The sequence below is a fragment of the Deltaproteobacteria bacterium PRO3 genome (assembly GCA_030263375.1).
GTDB lineage: Bacteria > UBA10199 > UBA10199 > DSSB01 > DSSB01 > DSSB01.
In genome coordinates, this window is record SZOV01000057.1 from 1 (window position 1) to 23,930 (window position 23,930).

Genomic DNA, 23,930 nt, shown 5'->3' on the forward strand with positions numbered 1-23,930 from the left:
GCCGACGCCCGGCTGGCCGTGGAGCAGGGCCAGGCCGTGCCGACCCTCCGCGCGGAGGGCGGCGAAGAAGCGATCGAAGGCGGCGCGGCTCTCCCGCACGCCGAACATCTCGAAGGAGTGGAAGGACTCGGACTCGCCGGGCTCCTCGGGCTCGAGGCCGCTCTCTTCGAGGGCGGCCAAGGCGTCGCGCGCCGTCTTGAGGCGCCGCGCAAGCTCGGGCTCGATCAGGCGCTCGAGGACGCGGGCGGTCCGGCGCGGGATATTCCGGCCGGCGGCGGCGAGGGGCTTGACGTCGGGGGAGAAGAGCTGTTGCAGGTTCTTCGCGCCGGCACGCGGGTGCGAGCCGCTGAGGGCCTGGTAGAAGATGGTGCCCAGGGCGAAGAGGTCGCTAGCCGGGAGCCGCTCGCCGTTGACCACCTCGGGGGCGAGATAGGGCAGGGAGCCGGCGGCTCGCTTGCCGCCCTCGAGGTTGCGGGTCAAGGTGGCCAGCCCGAAGTCGACCAGCTTGGTGTGGCCCTCGCGGTCGACGAGGATGTTGGCGGGTTTCAAGTCGCCGTGGAGGATGCCTTGGGTGTGCAGGTAGTCGAGGGCCTCGAGGCACTCGCGGAACCAATCGAGGATTTGCTGGGGCCCGGCCTGCTTAGCCGCTTCGAGAATGGGGAGGCCGTCGACGTATTCCATCCAGAAGCAGGGTGAGCCTTCAATCCCGGCGACGCCTTCGCCGGATTTGCTGAAGCCCTCGATGGAGACGAGGCGAGGGTGCTGGAGCTTGGAGAGGATGCCCACCTCAGACTCGAACATGGGGAGCAGCGCGGGCGAGTCGGCCTTCAGGACCTTGAGGGCGTAGGTCTTGCCCCCAGGTCCGTGGGCCAGGTGGACAGCACCCATGGAACCCGTTCCCAAAATGCGATCGGGAACAATTTCGGACATATTGCGATTTTATGGCTGTGTAATAGGAGAGTCAAACATTCCTATTTTGCGACTAGAAAAACAAAGGCCCTACTTGCGTAGGGCCTCTGCTGAAGGGTTGGGGCTATTTATTTTCTATTGATTTATATAAGCAAAGGCGGTGCCAATGGGCCTATTTTCAAACGGATAAATAAGTATATGAAAATACTTGGGATATTTAAGTCTGATTGAGGTCCATTAGTAGAAATTATTAATGGACGTGGTTTTTCGAGAATAGATAGAGCCTATTATGTGTACTTTTAGTACTCACTTAAGCCCCATAGTAAACCCGCAAATTAAGGAAATCATCTCCTGGAGTGAGAGATTAATTTCAAGGTGAGAAGGATGGAAAGGAGTTCCTTTAAATCGGACTGTTCCGTCTCGGGGACGCTGGAAAAAAGCTCTCCGGCCGGGAAGCCTTGGTCGCTTGCCAATAGGTCTTGAAATTGGGGGATCCAGCCTGACTTGACGTAAAGTGAGAGTGGTACCGAGGGAAAGACCAAGCGCCAAGAGTTTCCTTCTTGCTCCAGGCGCCGCTGAGCGGCTCGCGCGGTCCATGAAATTTTGGGGATTCGACTTTTTTTCTGCAAACGCCTCATCCGGCGCCGGGCCATTTTTCCGAGGAGGTGGGCGATTCCCGCAAAGACGGCGACGGCCAAGGCGAGCGCAAGAAGGAATATCCGAAGTTCGACATCCTCGACGGCGACCAGTGCCATGAGCAGCAGGATTTGTCCGAAGCTGGGAACGGGCACCAGCAGGTAGGTGGTGATCACAAAGACTCCCAATGCGACTGTTCTCCAAAGATCGAGATGCGGCAATGGCAGCAGGAACAGAATCGCCACCAAGGACTCGATGGCGACGGTCCACCATGCCATGGTCCATGCGACGCATCGCAATCGCTTGGGCACCGGGGCCTGGGCCGTCGTCGTCTCACCGCCGACCAGCTTCCTCCTGGCCTCCATATGTTTTATCTGAATATCCGGGGTGAGCCCGGCGGCTCCCGAGGCGATGGGTAAGAAGCGGCGCTCAAAGCACAATCGGTCGACGAAAAATCCTCCCTCGCGGTAGTTCCGGCTCCATACTTTCCATAAGACGGCGAGCAAAAAGCAAAGGCCGATCAGGAGACGGGCATCCAGCGCCAAATACCGGGCTCCTTCCGGGTCGCCGGCCATGAGCGCGAGGGCCATCGAAAGGCACCAGTACCCTTCAAGGTAACGGTGATTGTCCGCGACCGCATAGGCCAGATAGATCCACGAAAAATGCACGAGCGTCAGGAAGAACCAAAAACTCGGGGCCCCGGCGACCTTCGGCAGCAGCAGGGCCGTCATCAGCGACACGAGGTAAACCTTGCCGAGGAGGTAGGCGAAGCTCCCCGCGGGCTCGTACTGGCGCCAGGGGCGCACGGCCAATAGGAACAGTGCGGTGAGTCGCGGCGCCCATTCCAGGGAAGGGGCGGAGAGCAGGTCGTGCAATTCTGCCGTCATTGGGACGCTCGCTGCGTCTCGTTCGGCAGATCGAGACGAAAGGTTTTAAAGTCCTTCGCGGAGTAACGGCCGGTCCGGATATCGAATTCGACGCGTCGATAGCGCACGATGACTTCGGTTATCCTCATGGGGGTGCTTTCCTGGGGACCGAGCGGGGCGTGGGCGAAATTACCGCAGCGTTTCCATTCCATTTCGTTTACTGCTCTCGCCCATTCGAGCGAATTTTTCTCGGTTGGGACGGCGGCGGCTTTTTGCAGCAGGGGATTTTCCCCTTGGCCGACGATTCGGAGCCGGGTCACACCGCCCTGGGTTTCTCGAACCGTGATTTCGGTGACCGGGGCGCCTTGGCTTATCTCGGAGAACATGGAGAAGCTGCCGCCTTTCCAAGGGGTTTGGCCGAGGCGGTATATGCGTAGGCGGTGATGAATTGCGACCGCTACCAGCAAGATGAGAGGGATTAACCACATTCCCGCAATTTTTTCATAACTGTCCCTTTCCGTAAACATATACTCTCAAGCCAATTCTTTCCTGGTTTTATGCTATCGGGAAGTGCGATCCTGTTGGAGGGTTCGATTCTTCATGAGACGCAAAGAGACATTCGACGGTCTAAAGCCCGAGCTGCGGCGGACTCTCGCTAGGTATCTCATCGAAGCCCGCCGCAAGGACCGGGGTCAATCGAGCATCAAGGGTTGGAGATCCCAATCCCGCGGCATCAGGGAGTATTTTTTTTGCCTTGGTATCTTGCCGACTTACCTGGAGGCTTGGATTGAAAGGAGGGTGGAGGTTGGAGAGGTGGCGCTGTTCGAGGCCGGGATGGGGCGTGGATTTTTTTGTCGTGAGTTACTGCACAGGTTTGCGGGACGGCTGCGCGCGGAGGGGATGAGGTTGACTTTCTATGACGGGCTTAAAGAGATAAAAGGCTTGCGTCAGCGAGTAGGAATCCTCGAGTCTTTCCTGCCGGAAGGCAATTTTGACCTCGGAATATCCGCCAGAGGGGCCTTTGTTTATAGCGTGCAGTCATTCGCGGCTGTTGAGGTGTTTTTGAATTCGCTTAGGCCGGGCAGTATTGCATACGTGGACGACGCGAAACTGCTGCTTCCAAAACCGTGGTTTCGGGAATATCTTTCCGGATTGGGAATCCATGTCGAGGTGACTCGTTATGAACGCGGCGGACCCTATGCCTATAAATTCATAAAAATGGAGAATCTGCCGTTGGACCTTTCATCCTTGTCGCGGCGTTATGTCGATCGACTCAACGCCGAATCGAAGTTTATTCTGCGTTGGGGCTTCGACCGCACGCCGGCTGGATCTCCCATCTCAGACCTGTTCTCATCTCTTTATGAACATGAGCATTATAAGGACTTATTGCCCGGTGGGATTGCAAAATCTGCGGCGTCTCGAGGTGCCGCCGGGGACGGGGGGCGAAATCGAAGCCTAGAGACGACGGAAATCCTTGGCGTCACGTTCATTAACGACGCTCATTCCCAATCCGTCCAGGACTTGCGAGAAGCCCTTGCGACATGGGAAGGGCGTCGAGTTTTTTGGATTGCCGGCGGCGCTCAGGCGTCCGAGTTGGAAAAATTGGCGAGAAGCGCACTTCCCCTAGCGGGCGCCTTCTTCTTCGGCGAAGGGCGTCGCGAGTTGGCCGCCGCCTGGCGGCATCTTGCCGTCTGCTTGACCGGGCAAGAATTGAAGGACGCCGTGGAAAAGTCCTATCACGTGGCCCGGCCCGGGGATGTGGTGTTGTTTTCGCCGGCCCTCGCTCCCGATCCTGAAGTCCACGGGTCTTGCGAAAATCGCGAGGCGGATTTTCGGCGATGCGTGGGGGAATTGGGCGAGATGTCCCGCTGGAAGAGTCCTTAGGACTGCGATGGCGGGCGGCCCGCAAAGATCCTCTCGCTTTCTAGGACGAGCCAACCCCCGAAATCGCGCAGCAAGGGCAATATTTCCTCCTTCGTGGTGGGAAGATTGAGGGCCAAGTGCAGGACTCGCCGCATGTCGGGCTCCCGTTCGGGATAGTATTTCGAAAAAACTTGGTAGCAGGGGTAAAGATCCCGGGTATAGGCCTTTTCCTTCTCGATATTGATGGCGAAGCCCAGGCGAAGGATGCGGCGAAGGGCGTAATTCGACCAGACTTCGATCCGTTCGGTATCTTGGGCGCCCTCGATCTTCGCCAGGCACTCGTTGAGCACCTCCCGCAGGTTTCCGCTGTAAAAGAAGGCGACCTTGAGCGTAGGTTTGAAGTGACCGATGCGTTCGGCCAAGTCGGGGCCGTGAATGCAAGTCGCCAGCACTTTGATTATGAAGCGATAAGAGTAATGCGATATTCCGCGGAACAGATCGTCGAGGTGGATGAATTGGATATCGAGGCCTTTGGCGAAGGGGTATTTGTCCATGAAACGCCGGTAGTATTGCGGCGCCCATTCCGTCGGGATCTTATCCTTAGGGCCTTGGCACACGGCGAAGGTGTCGATGTCGGAGATTCCCTGAATCCCCTTGCCGCGGGCCACGCTGCCCCGCAGGTAAACGCTGTGCAAGGCGGGGCCGAGATGCTCCAGGTAAGTGCGGCGGACGTCTTCGACGGCCTCCTTCCAAGGCGAGACCAGCTTTTCTTTGTCCGAGTCGTTGACGAGGTATCCCTCGGCGTCCATTTCCAAAAATCGCCCCATCGGCTTGATCTCGATCACGGGACGTTGCAGCTTTCGAACCCAGGCCGCGAGCGTCGAGGGACTCATAGGCGGATTCGCGGATCTCAAGAATTCCTCCAGGACAGTCCGCAGCTCCGAGGCGGAGTGGAAGCGATCCTCGGCGTCCTGTTTTAGGGCACGGGTCAGGATCTTCTTCAGGGCTGCGGGAAGATCTTCCCGAAAGGTGGATTCCTCGATGCGGGTCTCCCTCATCTTGACATAGGTCTCGAATTTTCCGGCCTTCTCGAAGAGGTGTCTGCCGTGGGTCATTTCGAAAAGGATATGACCGGTGGCGTATAAATCGGAGTAGGGGGTGATGATATCGTCATGGAGGCGCTCCAAAGGCATGAAGCGGAAGGTGGCGCCATGGAGCCCGAGGTCGATGATCTTGACCTGTCCATGGACATCCACCATGACGTTCTCGGTCTTGACGTCGCCGTGGACGACGGGTCTGCCGTCCTTCAGGGTCAGGCCGTGAAGGACTTCCAAGGCGCGGCAGATTTCCAGGGTGATGAAGGCCGACAGTTCAGGAGAAAGGCACCCCCCTTTCTTTTGCACCATGTGGAATAGAGACAGCCCCTCAATATATTCCATTTCGATGTAATGGCAATCGTCGATGATGCCGCTCTGCAGGAGGCGCGGGAAATAAGGGGAACCGTTCAACCGGCTGAGGATCGCCGCCTCCTGGTCGAGGACCTCATAGACCTCTCGGTCATAGCGATAGTGGCGCAGATTGCGTTTTAAACAAGAACGAATCCCAGCTTCCTTCTCGACTAAAAAGATCTCGGAATAGGCGCCGGAACCCACCGTGCGAAGCAGCCAGTAGGGGCCGAAGCTTTCGGCAAAAGGCTCGGAAGGGGACATATTGGCGATACCGCTTGTATTTATTAGTAATATTATTAATTATAATGCCTATGATCCAGCTCCGAAATAAAAAAGTGGGTGTCATCGGGCTCGGGCTGGCCGGCATTGCAACCCTCAAATTTCTGCACAAGCAGGGAGCCAAGGCCAAGGGATTCGGATTCGCCGTCCCGGCAGATTTGGCTCGAGCCGAGAAGGTCCTCAAGGGCACCGGTATCGATCTTGTCGTCGACGAGGCGCGCGGCTCCGAATTACTGGATTCCGACTTGGTTGTGTCGACGACGGGAGGGAAGCTGTTTGATCCCTTCGTCGAGGCGGCCAAGGCGCGGCGTGTCCCGGTATTGTCGGATTTAGAACTGGCCTGTCATTTTTATAAGGCACCCATCATCGCGGTGACCGGAACCAACGGCAAGTCGAGCGTCATGTCGATGTTGAAAACGCTGTTTGAGGCTGCGGGGAAAAGGCTCAAGTTGGCGGGTGGGGATTATTCGCATTTTTTTGAGGATATCTCGCCCGTTCCGGATTACCACCTGTTGGAGCTGAGTAGCACGCGGTTGCAAAAAACGACGCATTTCAAACCGCACGTCGCGATTTTCCTCAACCTTTATCCCGGTCACGGGGAGCGCTACGAGACTTTTCAAGAGTACGGCCTGGCGAAATCCAGGATCTTCGCCGAGCAAGGCCCCGAGGACGCGCTGATTTACCAATATTCGCACGATATCGTGGACCTGATTCGACAGGTCGGAACTCAGGCTCGACGGTTTCGATTTTCCCTGGAGCGGGAGGTTCGCCACGGGGCATTCTATTCCGAAGCCGACAGAGAGATTGTTTATAGATACGGGGAAGGAAATGAATCCCGGTTTTCGCTGAAAAACTACCCGCTGGAGGGCCTGCATTACGTCGAAAATTTAATGGCGGTAATCTGCGCCGCGAAGTTTTTGAAAATCCCGGACGATACTATTCGGGCGACCATTCCTTCGATGCGGCCCATGCCGCGTCGCCTGGAGTTATTCCACAAGGCCGAGGGGGTGAAATTCTACGACGACTCCAGGTCAGTGAACGTGGCGGCGACCCTGCAGGCCCTGTCCGCTTTTCCGGACCGCAGCGTCATCTTGATCGCCGGGGGTGATTTCCTTCGGCAGCAATTTTACAAGGCGCTGCGTCCGATGTTGGAGACCAAGGTGCGTTGCCTGATTATCTTCGGCCAATACCGCGATAAATTTTTCAAGTTATGGAAGGATACCACCGAAATTTTTACGGTTGTGGATTTGGAGGAGGCTGTGAAAATCGCCATCAACAGCGCCGAAAAGGGCAACAACGTGCTCTTCTCACCCGCCGCCAAGGCGGACCGGACGGTCCACGCCGGGGATCGCAAGCGGAGCGACGTCTTCCGTGAAACGGTCCTCAAGAACATAGGAATTCTTCAGACCCGCCGGGCTCTCAATTTTCGCGTATAAGCCTTAAGCCAAGCCATTTCCGCTGTAGTCTTCAGCTTCGTCGGTCGGAGAGGTCGCGAGGTCGCTTTCCCCGTAGAGGCTGAACCAGGATTTGGCGGGTTTCCAGGCGCCATCGCCCGAGCCGTCGTAGTGGATGACCGGGATCTCGATCTCGCTTTTGGGATCGGGCTCGTCCGCGGTGGTGCTGGAGTGGATCTTTCCGTCGGTGGCGCTGAAGAGGTCGATTTGCGTGCCGCCGATCGTCATCTTGTCGGCGTTCAGGAAGTCTTGATGGTCCTTTTCCCAACCGGACTTGCCCATCGTCTCCACGAGTTTAACCTCTTGCCCGGGATAGAGGGCCTCGAAGAGCGGCTTCAGCTCTTCGGCCACGGCCTTCATGGCGTCTTTCACCGCCTTGCTCTTGTCGTCTTGGTGGTAGCGCAGATCCAGCAGATTTTGCCAGTTCGTCATGTCGGTATTGTCTTGGGAAGACGTGTCGTTGTTGTTGTTGTCGTCGTCCTGCTTTTTCGCCGCGCGTAGGGTGTCTTCGTAAAATTTGCGGCGCTCGTTGACGGCGGTCTCGACAGCCTCGATCTTCTGCTTAAGCTCCGGCGAAATTTCTTTTAGGAACTCGAAGAGCTCCGCGCTGGGCGGGATGGATACGTTGTTCAAATCGATGCCCTTCGCCTCGGCCTTGGCCGCCAGCTGCTCGGGCGTCATGCCGGAGAGCTCCGCGAGGCTCTTCACTCCTTGCGAGTGCTGGTTGCCGGTGTCGACGGCCTCTTTAAGCTCGCCGAGCTCGCCCTTCATCGACTCGATGTCCAGTTCGGCCAGGCGGGCCGGGTCTTTCTCGGCCAGTTCAATGTCGTTGATCATCTTGTCGATGGCGCCCAAGAATTCGGTCTTTTCATCCTCGGTGAGGTTTTCCATGCCCTCGACGTCGTCACGATAGCTTTTCAGCTCTTTTTTGAAGTCATCGACCTGCTTCTGCATCGCCTCATTGCTGGCGCCGCCTTCCTCGCCCTCCATGCCTTCCATGCCGGCCTGGGGATTGGCGATCATGTTCAGCTCGTTGGCGATCTTGGCGAGCTCGGCCTCTTGTTTTTCCGGGCTCATGCCGGCCGCTGCGTTGATGCGCCCCATGAAGCTGGCGTACTGATCGGCGCTGAGCGTGCCTTTCATGGAGGTGACCATCTCGCGAAGGTCCGCGACCGAATAGCCGCCTACCGGGGCGCCGCCCGCCTCGTCGCCACCCTCGTATTCGCCGCCGATAAACTCGTCCTCGTAGCCGCCGTCCATCCCATAGTCATCGCCGCCCATGCCCGGGTCGTAGCCGGAATCGCCATAAGGGTCGGGCGCGGGACCGCCAGTGCTTTGGTTCTTCGCGTAAGGATCGGGGCCGCCTTTGCCGTAGCTGTTCGCGTAGGGATCTTGGGGCGGGACTTGATTGTTTTTGATGGGGTTGGCCATGATATTCGATCCTCCTCGAGAGAAACAATCTCAAGTATTCTGAATCCTTTGGTTTTTATTGTCCAGTGACTAATCGGCCGGGAACCCAATCGGCCGAGGTCTCTGTGGCATTCTGATTGTTACGGGTAACGGGGGAGGAGGGAATAGCCAAGCAATTCATCGTGTCTCCGCCCCCGAGGCCCATTCTTGCGACACTATTATTTTCGATTTTCCGTCCTCGGGTGTTGTGGATTTCTCTAAATAAATTCGTCATTTTGGGGTCAAGGACCTTCGTCCGGACCCGCATTATTTGGAGAAGGTGACTCCAATATAGTCCGGCGTGCTTTGCCAGTGCAGCTCTCCCTCGCTGACCCCGACGATGGTGATATAGCCCTGGGCATAGCCCTCGCCGGAGTTTTGGACGATGGCGTCGGGGTAGAGCTTTTGGAAGTACTCGACGAAACGATCGTTGATCGCCTTGTAGTCGGTCTTATCCGCGCTCTTATTCAGTTCCTCCTGAATCTCCGGGTCGATCATGGCGAAGAAGTTGAGCATTCTATAGAGATCGGAGTCTTTGGTTTCCGGCTGTCCGGGGGTGGGATTGGCGAGCTTTTCCGGAGGGAACTTCTTTTCCTGGATCGCCTTCTTCAGTTCCGCGATGTCCTTGAACTCGAAGCCCTGGGCCTTGAGCCCGGCGAGCAACTGCGCCTCCGTCTTTCCGGACAGCTCCATCAGGCCCTGGATCATCGCGTCCGCGTCGACGCCGCCCGAGGCGGTCGCGTCGTTGACGCCGCCGTTCAGGGTGACGCGCTCGCTCATCTCGGCGGGGACGCCCTCGGTGCCTGGCGTCGTGCCGAACTTAATGTACTCGGCGTTGGCGTTGACGTTCACCTTGTAACCCTTCTGGACGAGATAGGTGTCGGTGCTGCCGTCCTTGTGCTTGACCGCGACCTCGATGGTGCCGTCGGGCTTCTGCGTGACGACGACCTCGTCGGAGGGCTTCACCGAGATGTTGGCGTCGGAGTAGACGACATGCGTCTGGCTCTCGCCCGGATTGGCCCAGAAGTCGATGGTGCCGCCGGCGAATTCGGGCTCGTAGAGAATCGTGCCGTCCTCCTGGACCACGCCCTCGATGCTGGCGTCGGGTTTGCCGCCCGCGCCCTCGGCGCCGCCGGTGAATTTGCCGGTGGTGATGTTGGGATCGCCGGTATTGTTGACGACCTGCTGATCCGAGTTGGGCGTGTTGATCTTGATCTTGTCGCCGTTGGCGGGGTCGTAGTCGTGGACGAAGTAGACCGCCTGGGTGCCGGTGGCCGGGTCGGTGACGGTGATCTTCACGACGGTCTCCGCGGGTTGGAAGCGGGTGTCCGTCGTGGTCTCGACGGTGACGTCGGCCGAGGTGGGCGCGACGTTGATGGTGACGTCGTTGCCCCAGAGGTCGTGGGTGCCGTCGCCGGTGAAGCCGACGCTGTTCTTCTCATCGGTGTATACCCAGTTGTCCATGGTGCCGGTCATGCCGCCGAACTGATTGCTCTGAACCTGGTTCACTCCGACGCCGCCATTCGGGGCTTGAGAAATACCGGGGTCCCAAGTGCCGAGGTTGAGCTGGCCTGCAGCCCACTGCATCTGGGCGAGGAAGGCGCTCCATGCTTGGGCGTCAGGCTTGGGGGTGTTGGGATCGCCCGCCATGACGGCGTTGTAATAGGCGTAGGCCTGCTCGTACCAAGCGGCCAGCTCGGAATTGGCGGCGCTGCCTTGCCCCAAGGACTTGGTCGCGGGGGAGTGAGTCCCTAAGGCCTTGCTTGGGGCCGATTGAGAGACCGGATTTTGATACGAAGGTTGCGAGACGGTAGAAGAGAAATTGCTTTCCATCCAAAAGACCCTCCTCAGAGTCCAAAATCTAGGAAAAGCAATTTGGATGCCATGAAAATAAATTTTATAACTTATTGTTTTTATTATATTTATTTTGAAATAATCCCTTCCGGTTGGCTTTGTTCTAGGAGCTGTTTTTGTTCACATGTGAAATAATTTTTCCTAGGTCGATTGGGGTGGCGACTCCTCTTTTTGGAGACGGGGCCTAGATTTCAAGGGCCGACGGCGTCAAAAAGGCCGACATTTGCCTTAAAATCAGGCAAAAATGGGCCTTTATTTGGGATATCCACAGTCATTTTGAGTACAGAAGTTTTTCAAACTGGAGGCTGGGACACCCAGAAATTCGCCGTCTTGGGGGGCTCAGGCCCCAAAATAGGGCGGCGGGCCTTTCTCACTCACAGCCTCATATCTTACTATCTATTTAATAATACTTAATATTTTAAATATTTTCCCCAAGGACCCCCAGTGGCCTGTTTTATGCACGATTTTTCCATAGGTTCTCCAAAGCAATTTGGAAAGCGAGCACTCCCATGGCCACCGAAAAAGACAAAGCCCAAGATTCCAAGGTTCTTGAAAAGCTCCTCTGCGAGGAATCCCGAGCGGAGAACGAGCCGAAGGCGGCTGCCGCGGCCAAGACGCCGTGCGTGACGGGCGCCCCTCAGTGGCACGTCGAAGAGTCCAAGGCCACGCCCTTCGTGAGCGATTTCTTTTTCAGTCATTCCGACAAAGTCCTCGGCATCTGATTGCACCATCACCTGCCAAAAATGGCCCCAGAATCCTTCTGGGGCATTTTTTTTATTGTCCACAAGGCATTTTCTTCCCATTTGGGATAACTTGTGATAAGTCCATGAAATCTGAAGTGAAGACCCGAAAGGAGGTCCTGTGGACAAGTCCAATTTTTCCAAACGATTTTGGGGTCTCGTCTTCGCCCTGACCTTTTTAGGTTCGGTGGGGGCGGTGGCCAAGGCCCTGGGTGCCAACGAGGCGGTGGGTGACAAGTCCCTGCAAGCCTTGCCGACCGCCCCGGCTGCCGATGCAACGCAAACCGTGACTCCCTCCCATCCCGATGAAGATTTGGCCTCCTCGGCCGGCAAGGATTTCTCCTCCGGCGCAGGCAGCATCGGCCAGGGCTTCGTCAAGGGGGCCAAAGTCACCGGCAAGGCCTTCAAGACCGCCGGCCATACGATGGCCAAGGGCTTCAAGAAGGCCGGCCGTTCCATTCGCGATTACTTCCTCGGTAAAAAGGAAGGTGACGTGGAAGAGAGCGACCTGAGCGGCGTCACCGAAGAAACCGGAGAAGCGGCGACCTCCGCGCGCGACCCCATCTCCGACGAGCTCGACGCGGTCGGCAACGACATGCCCAGGCAGGCCGAGCGGAAAAATCTCTCGAAGCAGCCGGCGGAAGCGGATTCGGCGACGAATTAAGCGACAATTTTTTTTTGCAGCCCGGCGGTTTCGGCGCCTACCGGCATTTCGGGAGGGATCCCGAACCGGGACGGGCGGTTTTTACCGCGCTCCAATGGAAGGCGTTATAGACCTTTTCGGATTGGCTCCGAAGATAAAATAGCCCTTCTAGTCCGGGCAGGATGATTGGCCCCTGGTCTCCCACGCAACCGGATTTGCCGTAGTCATAGTGAATGAAAGTGACGGTAATTTTTTCACCCGCCTTGAACTTACCTTTAAGCACCTTGCGGATCACGACCGGGATCTCGTAGCGATAGACGTCGCTGCAGCGGTTGGATTCCACCTTCTCCAGGCAGCGAATCGATTGCAAGGCCTCGCTTTCGACGATTAAGTCCGAATCTTTTTCTAATTGCTCCGAGGACAGGGGAGGGCTGAGTGCCTGGGCCGGGGTTGAGATCAGGTAAAATAAAATCCCGGCAAAAGTTACACAGAAAAATTTTGCGACCAGTCTTTTTAACGAATGATTCATAAAGAACTCACGAAATAATCCCTATCGTCTTCAAGCCGACTTGCCAAAATACAGCCGGGTTTCGGGCTTCAACCAATAGATAAGCAGAAAGAGCGAAGCAACGATCGTCAGCCCGTTGAGGAAGCCGATGCAGATCAAGACTGTCCCCAAGGTCCAAATCCAGGGCTTCGGCGCGCTGATCCAGGGTAGGGCGAAAATGACGACGAGCCCCAGGCTGACGGTCAGCATCACGGTGACCAGGAAAGAAAAGAGCCAGATCGGCGGGCCGTCCGGCGTTGTTGGGATCTCCTCCTGGGGAATGAAAAATGCCGCGACGGAGGCCAGGGCGATGACCGCGTAGAGAAAAATCATAAACCCGCAGTAGGCTTTGAACCATTTCACTACCGGAGGTCTGGATGAAGAAACCATGGCTTCCGCCTTTCCAGGAGCAAGGACCCGAAGGAATTTTAACGAGAAGCTCGGGGAATTCAAAGCATTTCAATCCGGAAGCTTTGGGTTCAGCCTCTTCAAAATAAAATCATCCTTAGGGATGACGCGGGGCGGGACGGGCTCGGCGTAAAATCTGCACAGTCATTATTCATTTAAAAAATTCGGATGAATGACTCCGAAGCATGGGAGGAGTTATGAGTCGCTTTTTCATCCGTTTGGGAATTGCGGTATTAATTCCCTTCGTTTCTTTTTGTTCTTTGATCCTTTCGCAAGCCCAAGCGCGCGCGGCCACGGCCATTGAGCTTACCGGGAGCCTCCAAATCGACGTCGACGGCAGCGGCAGGATACTCGTCCCCCAGCCCGGCGGCTATGTCGCGGTCCTGGATGGGGCGACGATTCTGGACAGCGCCCAAACGGATTTGGACGGCATCGCAAGGTTGATCGTTCCGCAGGGAGTCGGCGTATGGACCGCGATCTCGGGCGGTTCCGGGGAAGAGCTGTGGTCTCCCTTCGCCCCCTTCAGTCCCATATATTTCGAGTTTGTCCGATCGGCATCCGCCGAAGCGCGTCTTCAGGATCCCGTTTTTACCTTGTCGGCGCCTCCGGTGGATTTTGAATCGTTGGCTCAAGCGGTGCGCGATCGCGGCATCGAGGGGACGGGGGCCTTTACGAGGAACGTTTGGATCAAGGCCATTCGGAAAAATCGAGCGGAACTGATCAACGACCGTTTTTACGAAACCCTTCGGACCTTGAACGCAAGTCCCGTGATCCAATCCTTTTGGGGCCGATTCGCGGGCGACAATACCCAATTAAAGGCGAGGGCCCTGGAGATCCTGCGACCGGACTGCGACCCGCAGGACAGGGACGACGAACATTGTCATCTGAGGGCCCGTTTGGAATCGCAGTTCTTGACATTCTTGCTCAACAATCCGGTCATCGCCTTGGATCCGCCGGCGCCCATTGAAGAATTGCCCCCGGAGACCAAGCCGCCGGTTCCTTCCTTCTCACTAGTGTACAAGGTGCTCCTCGACAACATCCTGCTGCAGGCGGATCTGAGTCTGGAGGGCGACCGACGATTGGCCCGAAGCGCCCTTCGGTCGCTGCGGACCTTCAATCGCCAGCTCCAAGAGCCCGCCGCCCGGCCCGAATACGGCGTGATCACGACCGTTTCCAACGGGACTCCGCAGGTGGGAAGCCCTTTCACCGTGACCGTCACGGCCACCAACACCGGGGTGAGATCGGAGGAGGACTTCCTCTTGCTGGTCCAGGCGCCCGCGGGAGTACGCTTGGTTGATGCGGATCCAGCGACATCCGGCCCCATCGCCCAAGTGGGTTCCCTCTACGCAGCCGCCTTTTCCCCTTTGGATTCGGGAGAGAGCCGCGCCATTGCCCTTACGGCCGTGGCGGACCGGGTGAGCGAAGACGACCTCTCGTGGAAAGTTTTCGGAGGCGCCGGGGACAACGACGCGCGGGACAATTCCGGCACCGTTCTCGTCCGGCCGCAGCCGGCCTCGGGCTTGAGCGTCAGGATCGAAAGCCCGACCGAGATTGTCATCGGCGAGGCCGCCGAATTCACGGCGAAGGTCCGCAACGACAGTATTCTTCCTCCGGATGCCGTGACGGTCACCGTCCGCATCACCAACGAGCCCTCCGGTGCGAGCACCGTCATCAAAGGAACGACCAGCGAAGGAGGAGAGATCGTGGCCGTACGCGAGACCGAGGTGGTGGCGCGTTTTGAATCCTTGCGTCCCCAGGACGAGGTGGAGGTGAGGGTCACCGTCGTCGCGACCCAACCTGGCGTGGTCACCGCGGATACGGGCGCCGAAGGTGAATTTTTGGCGCTGGCGCAGGCCGTCGCCCCCGCCGTTTCCATCCGGGAACGGGAGGAGTTTTTCGTGAACATCACGCAGCCCGCTCCCAATACGGAGTTGGACGGCCCCACCTTCGTTCTTTACGACCATTCCGCCAATATCGTCCGGGCGACCACCCACCTCGACGAGCGCTTGCTTTGCGACGAGCAGCCGCCGACGGGGTCCTGTTTCTTCGACAGCACGGGCTTGGCCAACGGCGATTACCTGTTGACGGTGACGGGCTACCGTCAGGACGGCCAGACGGTTTCCGATTCCATCACCGTCTTTGTGGACAACGGGACGCGGTTTATCGAAGACCCCCTGCGCCCCAATCCGGTGCGGGTGACGAGCGGATCGACCGTCATCTTCGGCGGTCAGTACGACAACAGCGGTCGCTCCGAGGAAGAGGTTGAAATTCGTTTCACGACCGATGCCTGCCGTGTGGGTCGCCAACAAAATTGCACCATGCGAACCGGTGCGGTGCGACAAGACGGGGACGAGGTTGCAACTTGCGTCCCCTTCGACAGCGACGGCGGAATTTCCTGCCTCATGACCCTCGCAGCGGGCAGCGCGGGCCGCGTGGAGGTGGACGTGACCCCTCTCCTGACTCCGGTGGGAGTCGCCGCGGGCGGTGCCACCATGAACTGGGACCTCTCCCTCTTCCAAGGGGCCGAGGCCGGCGCGGGCCAAGCGATCACCGGGAGTACGGACATCGATCCGCTGCCGGCGAACTGCCTCGCCGACTGCGCCTCGAGCGCCGACTGCTGCTTGAGCGAGCCAAATTGCGCCGCGCACCCGAGTTGTGGCCGGTAAAATTTTCTCATTTCCAATCCAAAAGGAGGATCTCCGATGAAAATCATCAAAATTAATTTCCTGGCGGTAAGCGTGGCGGCCTTGCTGGGGCTGTGTTTTTCCACCCCGGCAAAGGCCCAAGACTTGTTGGAATACCAAATGGCGGGGACGGGCACACTGGCAGTTCCTCTCTATTCGCTTCCCAACGATCCCTCGTTGGACGTTCCCTTGTACTCGGTCGATTGGACGGGCAGGGTGGAGACCAATAACGTCGCCTTGTCCGGAAATTCCACGGTGAGTGCCGTATTAAGGCCGAATGCCGAGACGGGTGCCTACGACGTCGTTGTCGAGGCCACGAGCCGCAACGGTTTGGTGGTGCCGCTCTACAGCATTCCCGGCGTAGTTCGCGGCGGGGCCTGTCTACCTTTTCCCCACACCCCTCGATGAGAACAGGCATAGTCCATGCTAGGACCACAGGAAAACTAGGGCTTGAGCCCTAGTTTTCTTTTTTCAGGGGGCTCGAGGCCGTATTCCGAAATAGGACCTTCAAAGGGAATTCGCGAGCAAGGCCGCTTGGAGACGGGACGAGACTCCCAGCTTTCCCAAGATGCGACCGATATGCGTCCGCACCGTTGGACGGGACACGAACAATCTTTGGCCGATTTCGCGGTCCGAGAGGCCTTGGGTGATTAAATCGAGCACCTTGATTTCCGTGGGGGTGAGACGGAAGGGGGCTAGCTTCCTTGTCGTTTCGGGGGAGAGCCCCTCGATTTCCAGTTCCGCGATCACGAAGTAGCCGCTGGCTGTCGAACGGACCAGCCGGAGTTGGGCCTTGAGCCGCCTCCCGCCCTCCTGAGGGATCGTGATTTGAGCGGCGTTGGTGGTCGAGGAAATGTCTTTGCCCCGGACGAGGTCGCCTAGCTGCCGGGAAGCGGTGACTAGGGCGGGTGGAAGGTCGCGCCGGCGGCCTTTGCGAAGATTAAGCCATTCGGCCGCTGTTTTGGAGGCCCAAAGCAAGCTTCCGCTCAAAGTCATAGCGAGCGCGCCGCGACGGCTTGCCTCCAGCATCGCTTTGAAGGTGGAGGTCAACCCGATCGTTTCCCGCAGTCGGGTGCTCCGCTTCGTAGGCCCTTGCTGCCGCTGTTTTTTTAAAGCCGCCGGCATTTATATGCGGCGGCCGAGATTCCCGGAACTCACGACGCCCCTCCCTGATGCCGAGCCCACCTCTTCATTTAAATCAATTATTCGCCAAAATACTGCGGGCGCACCTCGCTGAATGTCAAGTTTGGATACCAAGAGCCGGGGGTAGCGATGAAAAATCATCCTAAAGGATGATTTGGGCAAAGGGTTAGGGTATCTCGCCGGACTGGGTCACCTCAAGGGGAATGTACCAGCAAGGCCGCTTGGAGGCGGGAGGAGACGCCCAGCTTTTCTAAGATGCGACCGATGTGCGTTCGCACCGTTGGGCGAGAGACGAACAATTTTCGGCCGATTTCGCGGTCCGAGAGGCCTTGGGTGATTAAATCGAGCACCTTGATTTCCGTGGGTGTGAGACGGAAGGGGGCTAGCCTCCTTGTCGTTTCGGGGGAGAAACCCTCGATCTCCAGCTCCGCGATCACGAAATAAGCGCCGGTGGCCGTGCGGGCGAGGCGAAGTTGAGCCTGGAGCCGCCGTCCGTCGTCCTGGGGGATCGTGATTTGAGCGGCGTTGTTATTCAAGGAAAGGATTTTGCCGCGGACGAGGTCGCCGAGCTGGCGGGTCGAGGCAATGAGGGCGGGAGGGAGTTTGTCCCTTCCGCCACCGCGCAAATTCAACCATTCGGCCGCCATTTTCGAGGCCCAGAGCAAGCCCCCGTTCAAAGTCAAGGCGATCTCGCCGCGGCATCGGGCGTCGAGCATCGCTTCAAGGGCCGAAGTTAGATCGATCTTTTCCTGGAGCCGCGCGCTTCGCTTCGCCACGGCTTGAAAGGCTCCGAATAGCCGATTCAATATGGTTTGCTCGGCTTTGCCGAAATCCGATTGGCGAGTGGAACGCGCCAGCAGCAAACCGACCATGCCGGGCACATGATAATCCGTGTCGGTGAGGCGCAGGTGTACCAAATAGTCGGCGTCGCGTCGGTGCATGAAGTCGTTGTAGACAGCGGATCGGAGATAGCTCTTCCACACCGGAAAACGAGAAATATAGGAAATCGGCGGATTTAGGCGGCGTTCTTCGGGATGGAGCGGGTCGATGGAATAGTAATCACGCCCGTATTGCGGGCAGCACTCCATCAGGGTTCCGGAGATCGGGGTCAAAGGGGCCGGCCCGTCGCAGCGGTAGAGGAGGGAGGCGCTGGTGTCGAAAAGGTTATCGAGCAGGGGAAGGACTTCAACGCCGAAGTTCTCCAAGCTGACCGCTTCGTGCGAAGCGCGTAAGATTTCGCCAACCAGCCGCTGTTTCGTTAAGGCCGCCGGCATTTATTTCCTGCGGCCGCATTTCCCGGAACTCATGCCGCCCCTCCCGGATGCCGAGCCCATCTCTTCATGAATATAAATCGATTTTTCGACAAAATAATGCGGGTTTACCTCGCTGAATGTCAAGGCTGGATACGAAGAGCGTGGGGTGGGAATGAAAAATCATCCCAAAGGATGATTCGGGAAAAGGGCCGTGTCGGTAGAATTTGAAACGGGAGGGTCGATGAATTGCGCGAATTCCATTTTTCTAGGAAATCGTGTTTTCTGGAAAGGTTGTTTTTATGGGAAAAAATAGCATTATATGGATTTTCCGCCCCCTTTATCGCTTAGTTCCGCTTTTATCGGCATCTATTTTGCTAATCAGCCAGCCACTTGGGGCCGTCGAGTCAAGGGGCCTGGCCCCGTCGCAACGACCGGAGGTTGTGGCGGACGCGTCCCGGCGGAGCTTCGAAATCCTCAAGTTAAACCCCGCCTTTATCAAAAAGACAGCCTGTATGTTCAATATGGATCAGGAGTGTCGTATGGAGGCCTGCAGCAAGTTTTATGGCCTTTTGTCTCTGAGCTTCATCATGGCCGCGCCCAATGCTTGGAATTCCACCGTCTCGGATGGAATTGCCTTTGATAAAAAGATCGATGTCATGTGCATACCGCTGCCGAAAGAAATCTGGATGGATCCGTATACCGGGGCCTTAAACAAACTTTATTGGGAATGCGCCAAGGATGGCAATGACCAAGTGAGCAAGTTGCCGAAAGATTCTTGCATCAATCCCGACTTGTCACCGCAAATAATTTACCTGAAAGATCCCAGCTATTGCTTCAAGGATTTCGCCCCGGAAGATTGCAAGAAATACGATCCGACGAAGGAACTCGCCACCTGCGTTGTGACGGGTTCCAATCTCGCCGGCCTGGCGCAGGCCTGCGGGGAAAATTGTTGCTCGAAATAGGGGATAGCTCGGCTATTCTCTATTATCTCGACGCCGAGATATCGAGTGCTGCGGCAAGGGTTTTCAGTCTTTTATCGAGGGTCCAAAGCTTCACCCGATTCAATCGAGCAGAAGCCAAGAGATGGATGCCGATCCAGCCGATGCCTTTTCCATACAGGCGGTGGGCATCGACGAACTCCAAGGCTTCTTCATGTTGCGTCGGCGCCAGCCTGGGAAGCTCGCCGAGCTAAGGTAAGTGTCTCCTGTCTGTTTTTGAAGGTGCCGCAAGCGAGTTCTCCGATCACGAAGTCGTGGCATCCGACTACGCCTTCCTCCAAATATCGCGAAAGGAACGGGAGATAAACCAGTTTTCCCAATAGAAGGGGACAACTCGCAGCCACATCTCTCGATAATATTAATACTGGCTTGGGGTTGTCGAACCGGAGGCCCCATGACCCCGCCCCAACCAGGCTCGAACCAGCCTTTCGTTTCCAGCGCCGTCGAACCTACCTTCTTTCCTAATTTGCGCAGTCGCCCAAGCATCCAGGCCTGGGAAGCGGAGGCTAAGGGAGTCACGGCCTTGGTTCGAGAGGTTGAGGCACAACGTACTCGGTTGGGTTGTGTCAGCGCAATTCCCGATACATTTTGGACTCCCTTGAAAAACACGGGTATCCCGCTCGATCCTTCCTGCGATCCAGGACCCCGAGGAACCCGGATCACCTTGGAAATCGCCCTGGAGGTCCCAAACGGGGCGCGACTCATCGGTGTGAAAACCACGCATCCCGAGGACAAATTGGAACGCCAAGAGGAGACTGATGCGGGAAAAAAGACCCGTTGGAAATCGGAATTTTTCGCACCCGAAATGGATCTAAAGATCCACAACCGGAATCCGGTGATCCTTAGGGTGGAAGACGAATTCGAAGGAGGGCGAAAGGCCGAAGATGTTGCGGTCGATTATAGGTTTCTGATGGGGTACCAATCCGGGGATCCAGATATCCTATCTCACCGAAGCCGCCAAACTGGCGGATATTGTAAAGTGGCACGGCCAAGATGCCCCGATCCAGAAACTGCTGCGGCAAGCCGGCGTTTTCAATAAAGGTAGCGTCCAAGAAGAAACGGCCCGATTGAAAGATCTGCTCGGTTTCGAGTCGCGGAAATATTATGTAAATGACCCTATGACGGATGTTCACGGTGTGGATTATTACGTTCTCTCTCCGACCGAAACCCTCCGCTACGGCGGCGATTGCGAAGATCTTGCCATCCTGGCCGGCGCATACTTTTCCGGCCGGGGTTATCGTACCGAGATTGTGATCGGGCTGGGGCATGCATGGACCATCGTGGAAGGGGAGACGGTCGATTTGACTAAAGAGCCGGATACCGAAGGTCATAGCCGAATAGCGAGTTCGGCCGTAGTTTCGATGGAACACACGGCCCCACGCTCCCAGTCAAAACCATAAGAAAAATATCTCTCCCAGGGAAAATTTATCCTGCCATAGGTTTTTTTGGTCGGTCTATTCTCTATTATCTCGACGCCGAGATATCGAGTGCGGCGGCAACGGTTTCCAGTCTTTTATCGAGGGTCCAAAGCTTTACCCGATTCAATCGAGCGGCGGCCAAGAGATGGATGTCGATCCAACCAATGCCTTTTCCATACAGGCGGTGGGCATCGACGAACTCCAAGGCTTCCTCATGTTGCGCCGGCGCCAGCCTGGGGAGCTCGCCGAGCAAGGTCAGGGTCTCTTGTCTGTTTTTGAAGGTGCCGCAGGCGAGTTCGCCGATTACGAAGTCGTGGCATCCGACTACGCCTTCCTCCAAACAGTGAATGAGCCTGGAATTGCCGCGGCGAAAGTGATCCACCCAGACGGAGGTGTCCGCGAGGATCATGAACTTCTCCGCACCGTACGCCGCCGGCGGATGGGGCGAAGTTTTTTCTCGGTTCCGCCCAAGGCCGCCAAGCGGGCCCGGGCGTACTTTTCGATCAAGGCTTGAAGGCCCGCGTGAACGAGAGCCGTTTTTTCGGTGATTTGGGTCAGTTCGGCGGCTCTTTTGAGAAGTTCGTCTTTAAGGATTAGGTTCGTTCGCATGCATATTTATATGTATGTTTTATCTTCGCTTGTCAAGGGTTCGAGCCGGAAGCTCCGACTGCCAAGTGAGCAAGTTGCCGAAAGATTCTTGCCTCAACCCGGGCTTGTCACCGTCAATATTTCACGTGAAAGATCCCAGCTTTTGCTTCAAGGATAACGCCCCGGAAGATTGCAAGAAATACGACCCGGCGAAGGAAATCGCCACCTGCGTCTCGGAGGGTTCCAACCTCGCCGGCCTGGCGCAGGCTTGCGGGGAAAATTGTTGCGCGAAATGATGGCGACCCTCAGCGCAGATCGAGATTTGCCAAAAATTCCGCAGCTCCGACCAAGGATACGTGCGGCGTCGAGAGCGGACGTTTGAGCTCATGTACCACTTGATAGGAGGGAAGGGAGCCTAACTGTTTGAGGAATCCCTTGAAGTTCTTTGAAATCTCCTGGTCGTCCCATTTAACCTCGACCATGGCCGTCGGTCGGCCGTCGACGACGGTCAGAAAATCGATTTCCCTTTTTTCTTTGTCCCGGAGGAAGTGAAGGGAGGTTTTACTCCCGGCAGTGTCTTCCATCCCCTGAAGCTCCGCGAGTAAGGCGCAGGCCACCACGTTTTCCAAGCGCCTGCCGAGATCGCCCTCGACTTGGGCGCTGTCGAAAAAATAGTATTTGGTGTCCTTCAAAATACTCCGGGCGATATTTTTGTGATAGGTCCTCACCGGAAAAATGACGTAGAGATTTTCCAAAACCGACAGCCATTTTTTCACCGTGTGAACCGAGACTTGCAAGTCCCCTGCTAAAGAACTGTAGGAAACAGGAGATCCTACGCGGGATCTCAACAGATCGATGAGAATCTCGATGGATTTAATATCCCGGATCCTCTCCAGGTCGAGAAGGTCCTCCCGCAAAATGACATCCAAATGCCCGCGTTGCCAGCGCCGGGCCTCCGTCTCCGAATTTTTCAAAAACGGTTCGGGGAAACCGCCGACCTTGAGCAGCCTTCGCAGACACTCGTTGGGGCTGATTTGACCCTTTAATTCCTTGACGGTGAAAGGGTGCAGGCGGAAAGTAAAATGCCGGCCCGCGAGGGAATCGCCGCCTTTTTTGTATGTATCCAGGCGGGCGGATCCCGTCACCAACAAGGCGGGAGGACGTTTTTCGGTGTCATAGATCCCTTTGAGCCACGATTTCCACTTTTTCATCTTGTGAAGCTCGTCAAAGATGACCAGGTCGGCCTTACGGTTCCACTTTTTTTGAAAGAGGAGTTTCCGGTCCTCTCCGGAATCGAAATTGAAGTAGTCGTAATTCTTGAATAAGGCTTGACCTAAGGTGGTTTTGCCGACTTGGCGGGGACCGCACAATAAGACGATTTTCTCGCCGAGATCTTTTTTTAGGTAAGGGGTGAGCCAGCGGCGCATATTGACTATTTGGAATAGAATTGCAAAATAGTCAAGACTATTTGGAATAGAGCTTCAAAATAGTCAGAATAAATCGTCACTCCCAAGGAGGCACAGGCTTGACCTCGCCCGGCTTAAGTCCGCCGAGATGCTGCAGGATTTTCTTATATTGCGCATGGGATGGCGGATACACCAGACGTCCCTCTCCTATGGCTCCCTTCGGACCCTCGGCTCGTAGGTCCAAGACGATGGTTCCGTCGCGCTCCATGGTAGCCTGGCCGATGCTTGTGGGTTGATCTTTACGGATGCCGCAACCAAGAAGCGAAATAGCAAGTAAAACGAAAAATATGGATTTAGCCGTCATGGGCTTCTCCTGTGGAATTGCCTAAAAGCAAGAGCTCGGGACAGGCATTTCGTATCCCCCCGGCTTCTTCCACCAAACAGAAATCATCCGTGGGGCGAGGCCGGCACTTACGAAGTCATCGCAAAAGCGGTGGGCTCCCCCATAGACCAAAACCAGGCTTTCTCCCGGATGTTCTTTTAAGAATTGTATCATTTCCCGGGTCGCCCAATCTTCCCTCCGGTCCAAGGCAAGGTCGAGAAATTCCGGATCCTGAGCCACTAACCTCAAGTTGCCGCCGTGTCTTTTCTTGATCTCGTCGACCTTGCGAAGCGTGAATTCCGCTTCGGAAAGAGTTAAGGTTTTATGCAACGTGACCTCCGGATGGTGAAAGGCGTATAGAAAGTCGGCGCCGATCAAAGCCGTCAGGATGGTGTCTTTTTGATGCCTCGTCTCGACGGGATCTTGTTTTTCGAGATAGCCGACCGCCTCCGGAAAATTCCTCCTCAATAAATCCATCATTTGCTCCCGCGGGATATTGGCGGGGATGTCGAAGGCGAGCCCCTCCACAAAGATATGTCTTTGTTTTAGGCCCTCGAGGGCCCCAAGCATTTCTTTATGGTAAGCTCCGATGGTTTCATAAGTGTCCAGAGTCGGATTTTCGTCGCTTAAAAATGGCGGCGGCAAATGAAACTGCCGGATATGATAAACAGTCCCGACCGCAGGGTCACCCGCCATGTCGATGCGGAGCCTGATTTCCGGGTTCTTCGAAGAGCTGTAAACGGTTCCCACTTGATAGGCGGGCGCGCAACCTAAGGGGCCGGAGAAAATCGATCTTAGCCAGGAGCCCGCGAAACCTAAAATTTCGTCGATAAGGCCGGTCTCTTGAGGAGGGACATAGGCGTCCACGTTTCCGGGTCCGCCTTCGGCACCGAGCGTCTCCGGAACGGGAAAATAGGCGGGCGCCCCGCCTGCGCCGATTGAATTTATCCTATTCATTCGAA

The 23,930-nt window shown here is 56.5% G+C and carries 24 protein-coding genes and 1 pseudogene; 9 read left to right on the forward strand and 16 right to left on the reverse strand.

Features of this window, described 5'->3' with window-relative positions; translation table 11 throughout:
* From FBR05_09685 to FBR05_09695, 3 genes are all read right to left on the reverse strand, one after another.
* Positions 1–930: serine/threonine protein kinase (locus FBR05_09685; protein ID MDL1872467.1), on the reverse strand; the 930-nt coding region annotated here is incomplete at its 3' end.
* Positions 931–1,253: 323 nt separating this feature from the next.
* A complete protein-coding gene (locus FBR05_09690; GenBank protein ID MDL1872468.1) occupies positions 1,254–2,285 on the reverse strand; it encodes a hypothetical protein in 1,032 nt (343 codons plus the stop codon).
* A 143-nt stretch (positions 2,286–2,428) separates the two neighbouring features.
* On the reverse strand, positions 2,429–2,938 hold the full coding sequence (locus tag FBR05_09695; protein ID MDL1872469.1) for a hypothetical protein: 510 nt from the start codon (positions 2,936–2,938) through the stop codon (positions 2,429–2,431).
* 73 nt (positions 2,939–3,011) lie between these two features.
* On the opposite strand from FBR05_09695, the gene FBR05_09700 reads away from it, so the two are divergent.
* Positions 3,012–4,295 carry a hypothetical protein gene (locus FBR05_09700; GenBank protein ID MDL1872470.1) on the forward strand — a complete coding sequence of 428 codons (1,284 nt, stop codon included), beginning with the start codon at positions 3,012–3,014 and terminating at the stop codon, positions 4,293–4,295.
* On the opposite strand, the gene FBR05_09705 is transcribed toward FBR05_09700, so the two are convergent.
* On the reverse strand, positions 4,292–5,983 hold the full coding sequence (locus tag FBR05_09705; GenBank protein MDL1872471.1) for a hypothetical protein: 1,692 nt from the start codon (positions 5,981–5,983) through the stop codon (positions 4,292–4,294). The genes FBR05_09700 and FBR05_09705 overlap by 4 nt on opposite strands.
* 44 nt (positions 5,984–6,027) lie before the next feature.
* On the opposite strand from FBR05_09705, the gene murD reads away from it, so the two are divergent.
* Positions 6,028–7,437, forward strand: coding sequence for a UDP-N-acetylmuramoyl-L-alanine--D-glutamate ligase (murD, locus tag FBR05_09710; GenBank protein MDL1872472.1), 1,410 nt, complete (start codon positions 6,028–6,030; stop codon positions 7,435–7,437).
* Positions 7,438–7,440: 3 nt separating this feature from the next.
* Here murD and FBR05_09715 read toward each other — a convergent pair whose 3' ends face one another.
* Both FBR05_09715 and FBR05_09720 read right to left on the reverse strand, forming a co-directional pair.
* Entirely contained in the window at positions 7,441–8,886 is a 1,446-nt protein-coding gene (locus FBR05_09715) for a hypothetical protein (GenBank protein ID MDL1872473.1), read from the reverse strand.
* A gap of 285 nt (positions 8,887–9,171) precedes the next feature.
* A complete protein-coding gene (locus tag FBR05_09720) occupies positions 9,172–10,737 on the reverse strand; it encodes a hypothetical protein (protein MDL1872474.1) in 1,566 nt (521 codons plus the stop codon).
* Positions 10,738–11,267: 530 nt separating this feature from the next.
* On the opposite strand from FBR05_09720, the gene FBR05_09725 reads away from it, so the two are divergent.
* The gene (locus FBR05_09725) at positions 11,268–11,480 is read left to right on the forward strand and encodes a hypothetical protein (GenBank protein ID MDL1872475.1); all 213 of its coding nucleotides are present in this window, start codon (positions 11,268–11,270) and stop codon (positions 11,478–11,480) included.
* Positions 11,481–11,619: 139 nt separating this feature from the next.
* Positions 11,620–12,162, forward strand: a complete 543-nt coding sequence (locus FBR05_09730; protein MDL1872476.1) for a hypothetical protein — start codon at positions 11,620–11,622, stop codon at positions 12,160–12,162.
* Positions 12,163–12,199: 37 nt separating this feature from the next.
* Here the strand turns inward: FBR05_09730 and FBR05_09735 are convergent, their stop codons facing one another.
* Both FBR05_09735 and FBR05_09740 read right to left on the reverse strand, forming a co-directional pair.
* The gene (locus FBR05_09735) at positions 12,200–12,511 is read right to left on the reverse strand and encodes a hypothetical protein (protein MDL1872477.1); all 312 of its coding nucleotides are present in this window, start codon (positions 12,509–12,511) and stop codon (positions 12,200–12,202) included.
* Between the two features lie 189 nt (positions 12,512–12,700).
* Positions 12,701–13,021 carry a hypothetical protein gene (locus tag FBR05_09740; protein MDL1872478.1) on the reverse strand — a complete coding sequence of 107 codons (321 nt, stop codon included), beginning with the start codon at positions 13,019–13,021 and terminating at the stop codon, positions 12,701–12,703.
* 272 nt (positions 13,022–13,293) lie between these two features.
* Between FBR05_09740 and FBR05_09745 the strand changes: the two genes are divergently transcribed.
* Both FBR05_09745 and FBR05_09750 read left to right on the forward strand, forming a co-directional pair.
* Complete coding sequence (locus tag FBR05_09745; protein ID MDL1872479.1) at positions 13,294–15,762, forward strand: hypothetical protein; 2,469 nt, start codon at positions 13,294–13,296, stop codon at positions 15,760–15,762.
* Positions 15,763–15,798: 36 nt separating this feature from the next.
* A complete protein-coding gene (locus FBR05_09750; protein ID MDL1872480.1) occupies positions 15,799–16,188 on the forward strand; it encodes a hypothetical protein in 390 nt (129 codons plus the stop codon).
* Between the two features lie 99 nt (positions 16,189–16,287).
* On the opposite strand, the gene FBR05_09755 is transcribed toward FBR05_09750, so the two are convergent.
* Both FBR05_09755 and FBR05_09760 read right to left on the reverse strand, forming a co-directional pair.
* The gene (locus FBR05_09755; protein ID MDL1872481.1) at positions 16,288–16,905 is read right to left on the reverse strand and encodes a response regulator transcription factor; all 618 of its coding nucleotides are present in this window, start codon (positions 16,903–16,905) and stop codon (positions 16,288–16,290) included.
* Positions 16,906–17,117: 212 nt separating this feature from the next.
* Entirely contained in the window at positions 17,118–17,639 is a 522-nt protein-coding gene (locus FBR05_09760; protein ID MDL1872482.1) for a helix-turn-helix transcriptional regulator, read from the reverse strand.
* An 836-nt stretch (positions 17,640–18,475) separates the two neighbouring features.
* Here FBR05_09760 and FBR05_09765 point away from each other — a divergent pair.
* The gene (locus tag FBR05_09765; GenBank protein MDL1872483.1) at positions 18,476–19,138 is read left to right on the forward strand and encodes a hypothetical protein; all 663 of its coding nucleotides are present in this window, start codon (positions 18,476–18,478) and stop codon (positions 19,136–19,138) included.
* Positions 19,139–19,160: 22 nt separating this feature from the next.
* Here FBR05_09765 and FBR05_09770 read toward each other — a convergent pair.
* Positions 19,161–19,518, reverse strand: a pseudogene (locus tag FBR05_09770) (VapC toxin family PIN domain ribonuclease).
* A gap of 320 nt (positions 19,519–19,838) precedes the next feature.
* Between FBR05_09770 and FBR05_09775 the strand changes: the two are divergent.
* On the forward strand, positions 19,839–20,213 hold the full coding sequence (locus tag FBR05_09775; protein MDL1872484.1) for a hypothetical protein: 375 nt from the start codon (positions 19,839–19,841) through the stop codon (positions 20,211–20,213).
* A gap of 28 nt (positions 20,214–20,241) precedes the next feature.
* Positions 20,242–20,574 (forward strand): hypothetical protein, encoded by a 333-nt coding sequence (locus FBR05_09780; protein MDL1872485.1) that lies wholly within the window; start codon positions 20,242–20,244, stop codon positions 20,572–20,574.
* Between the two features lie 64 nt (positions 20,575–20,638).
* On the opposite strand, the gene FBR05_09785 is transcribed toward FBR05_09780, so the two are convergent.
* The 5 genes from FBR05_09785 to FBR05_09805 all read right to left on the reverse strand — a co-directional run bounded on the left by FBR05_09785 (position 20,639) and on the right by FBR05_09805 (position 23,925).
* The gene (locus FBR05_09785; protein MDL1872486.1) at positions 20,639–21,001 is read right to left on the reverse strand and encodes a type II toxin-antitoxin system VapC family toxin; all 363 of its coding nucleotides are present in this window, start codon (positions 20,999–21,001) and stop codon (positions 20,639–20,641) included.
* Positions 20,998–21,201 carry a type II toxin-antitoxin system VapB family antitoxin gene (locus tag FBR05_09790; GenBank protein ID MDL1872487.1) on the reverse strand — a complete coding sequence of 68 codons (204 nt, stop codon included), beginning with the start codon at positions 21,199–21,201 and terminating at the stop codon, positions 20,998–21,000. The genes FBR05_09785 and FBR05_09790 overlap by 4 nt, the downstream gene beginning before the upstream one ends.
* Positions 21,202–21,485: 284 nt before the next feature.
* Entirely contained in the window at positions 21,486–22,607 is a 1,122-nt protein-coding gene (locus tag FBR05_09795) for an ATP-binding protein (protein ID MDL1872488.1), read from the reverse strand.
* A 76-nt stretch (positions 22,608–22,683) separates the two neighbouring features.
* Positions 22,684–22,950, reverse strand: coding sequence for a hypothetical protein (locus FBR05_09800; protein ID MDL1872489.1), 267 nt, complete (start codon positions 22,948–22,950; stop codon positions 22,684–22,686).
* A 21-nt stretch (positions 22,951–22,971) separates the two neighbouring features.
* On the reverse strand, positions 22,972–23,925 hold the full coding sequence (locus FBR05_09805) for a hypothetical protein (protein MDL1872490.1): 954 nt from the start codon (positions 23,923–23,925) through the stop codon (positions 22,972–22,974).
* Positions 23,926–23,930 lie beyond the last annotated feature (5 nt).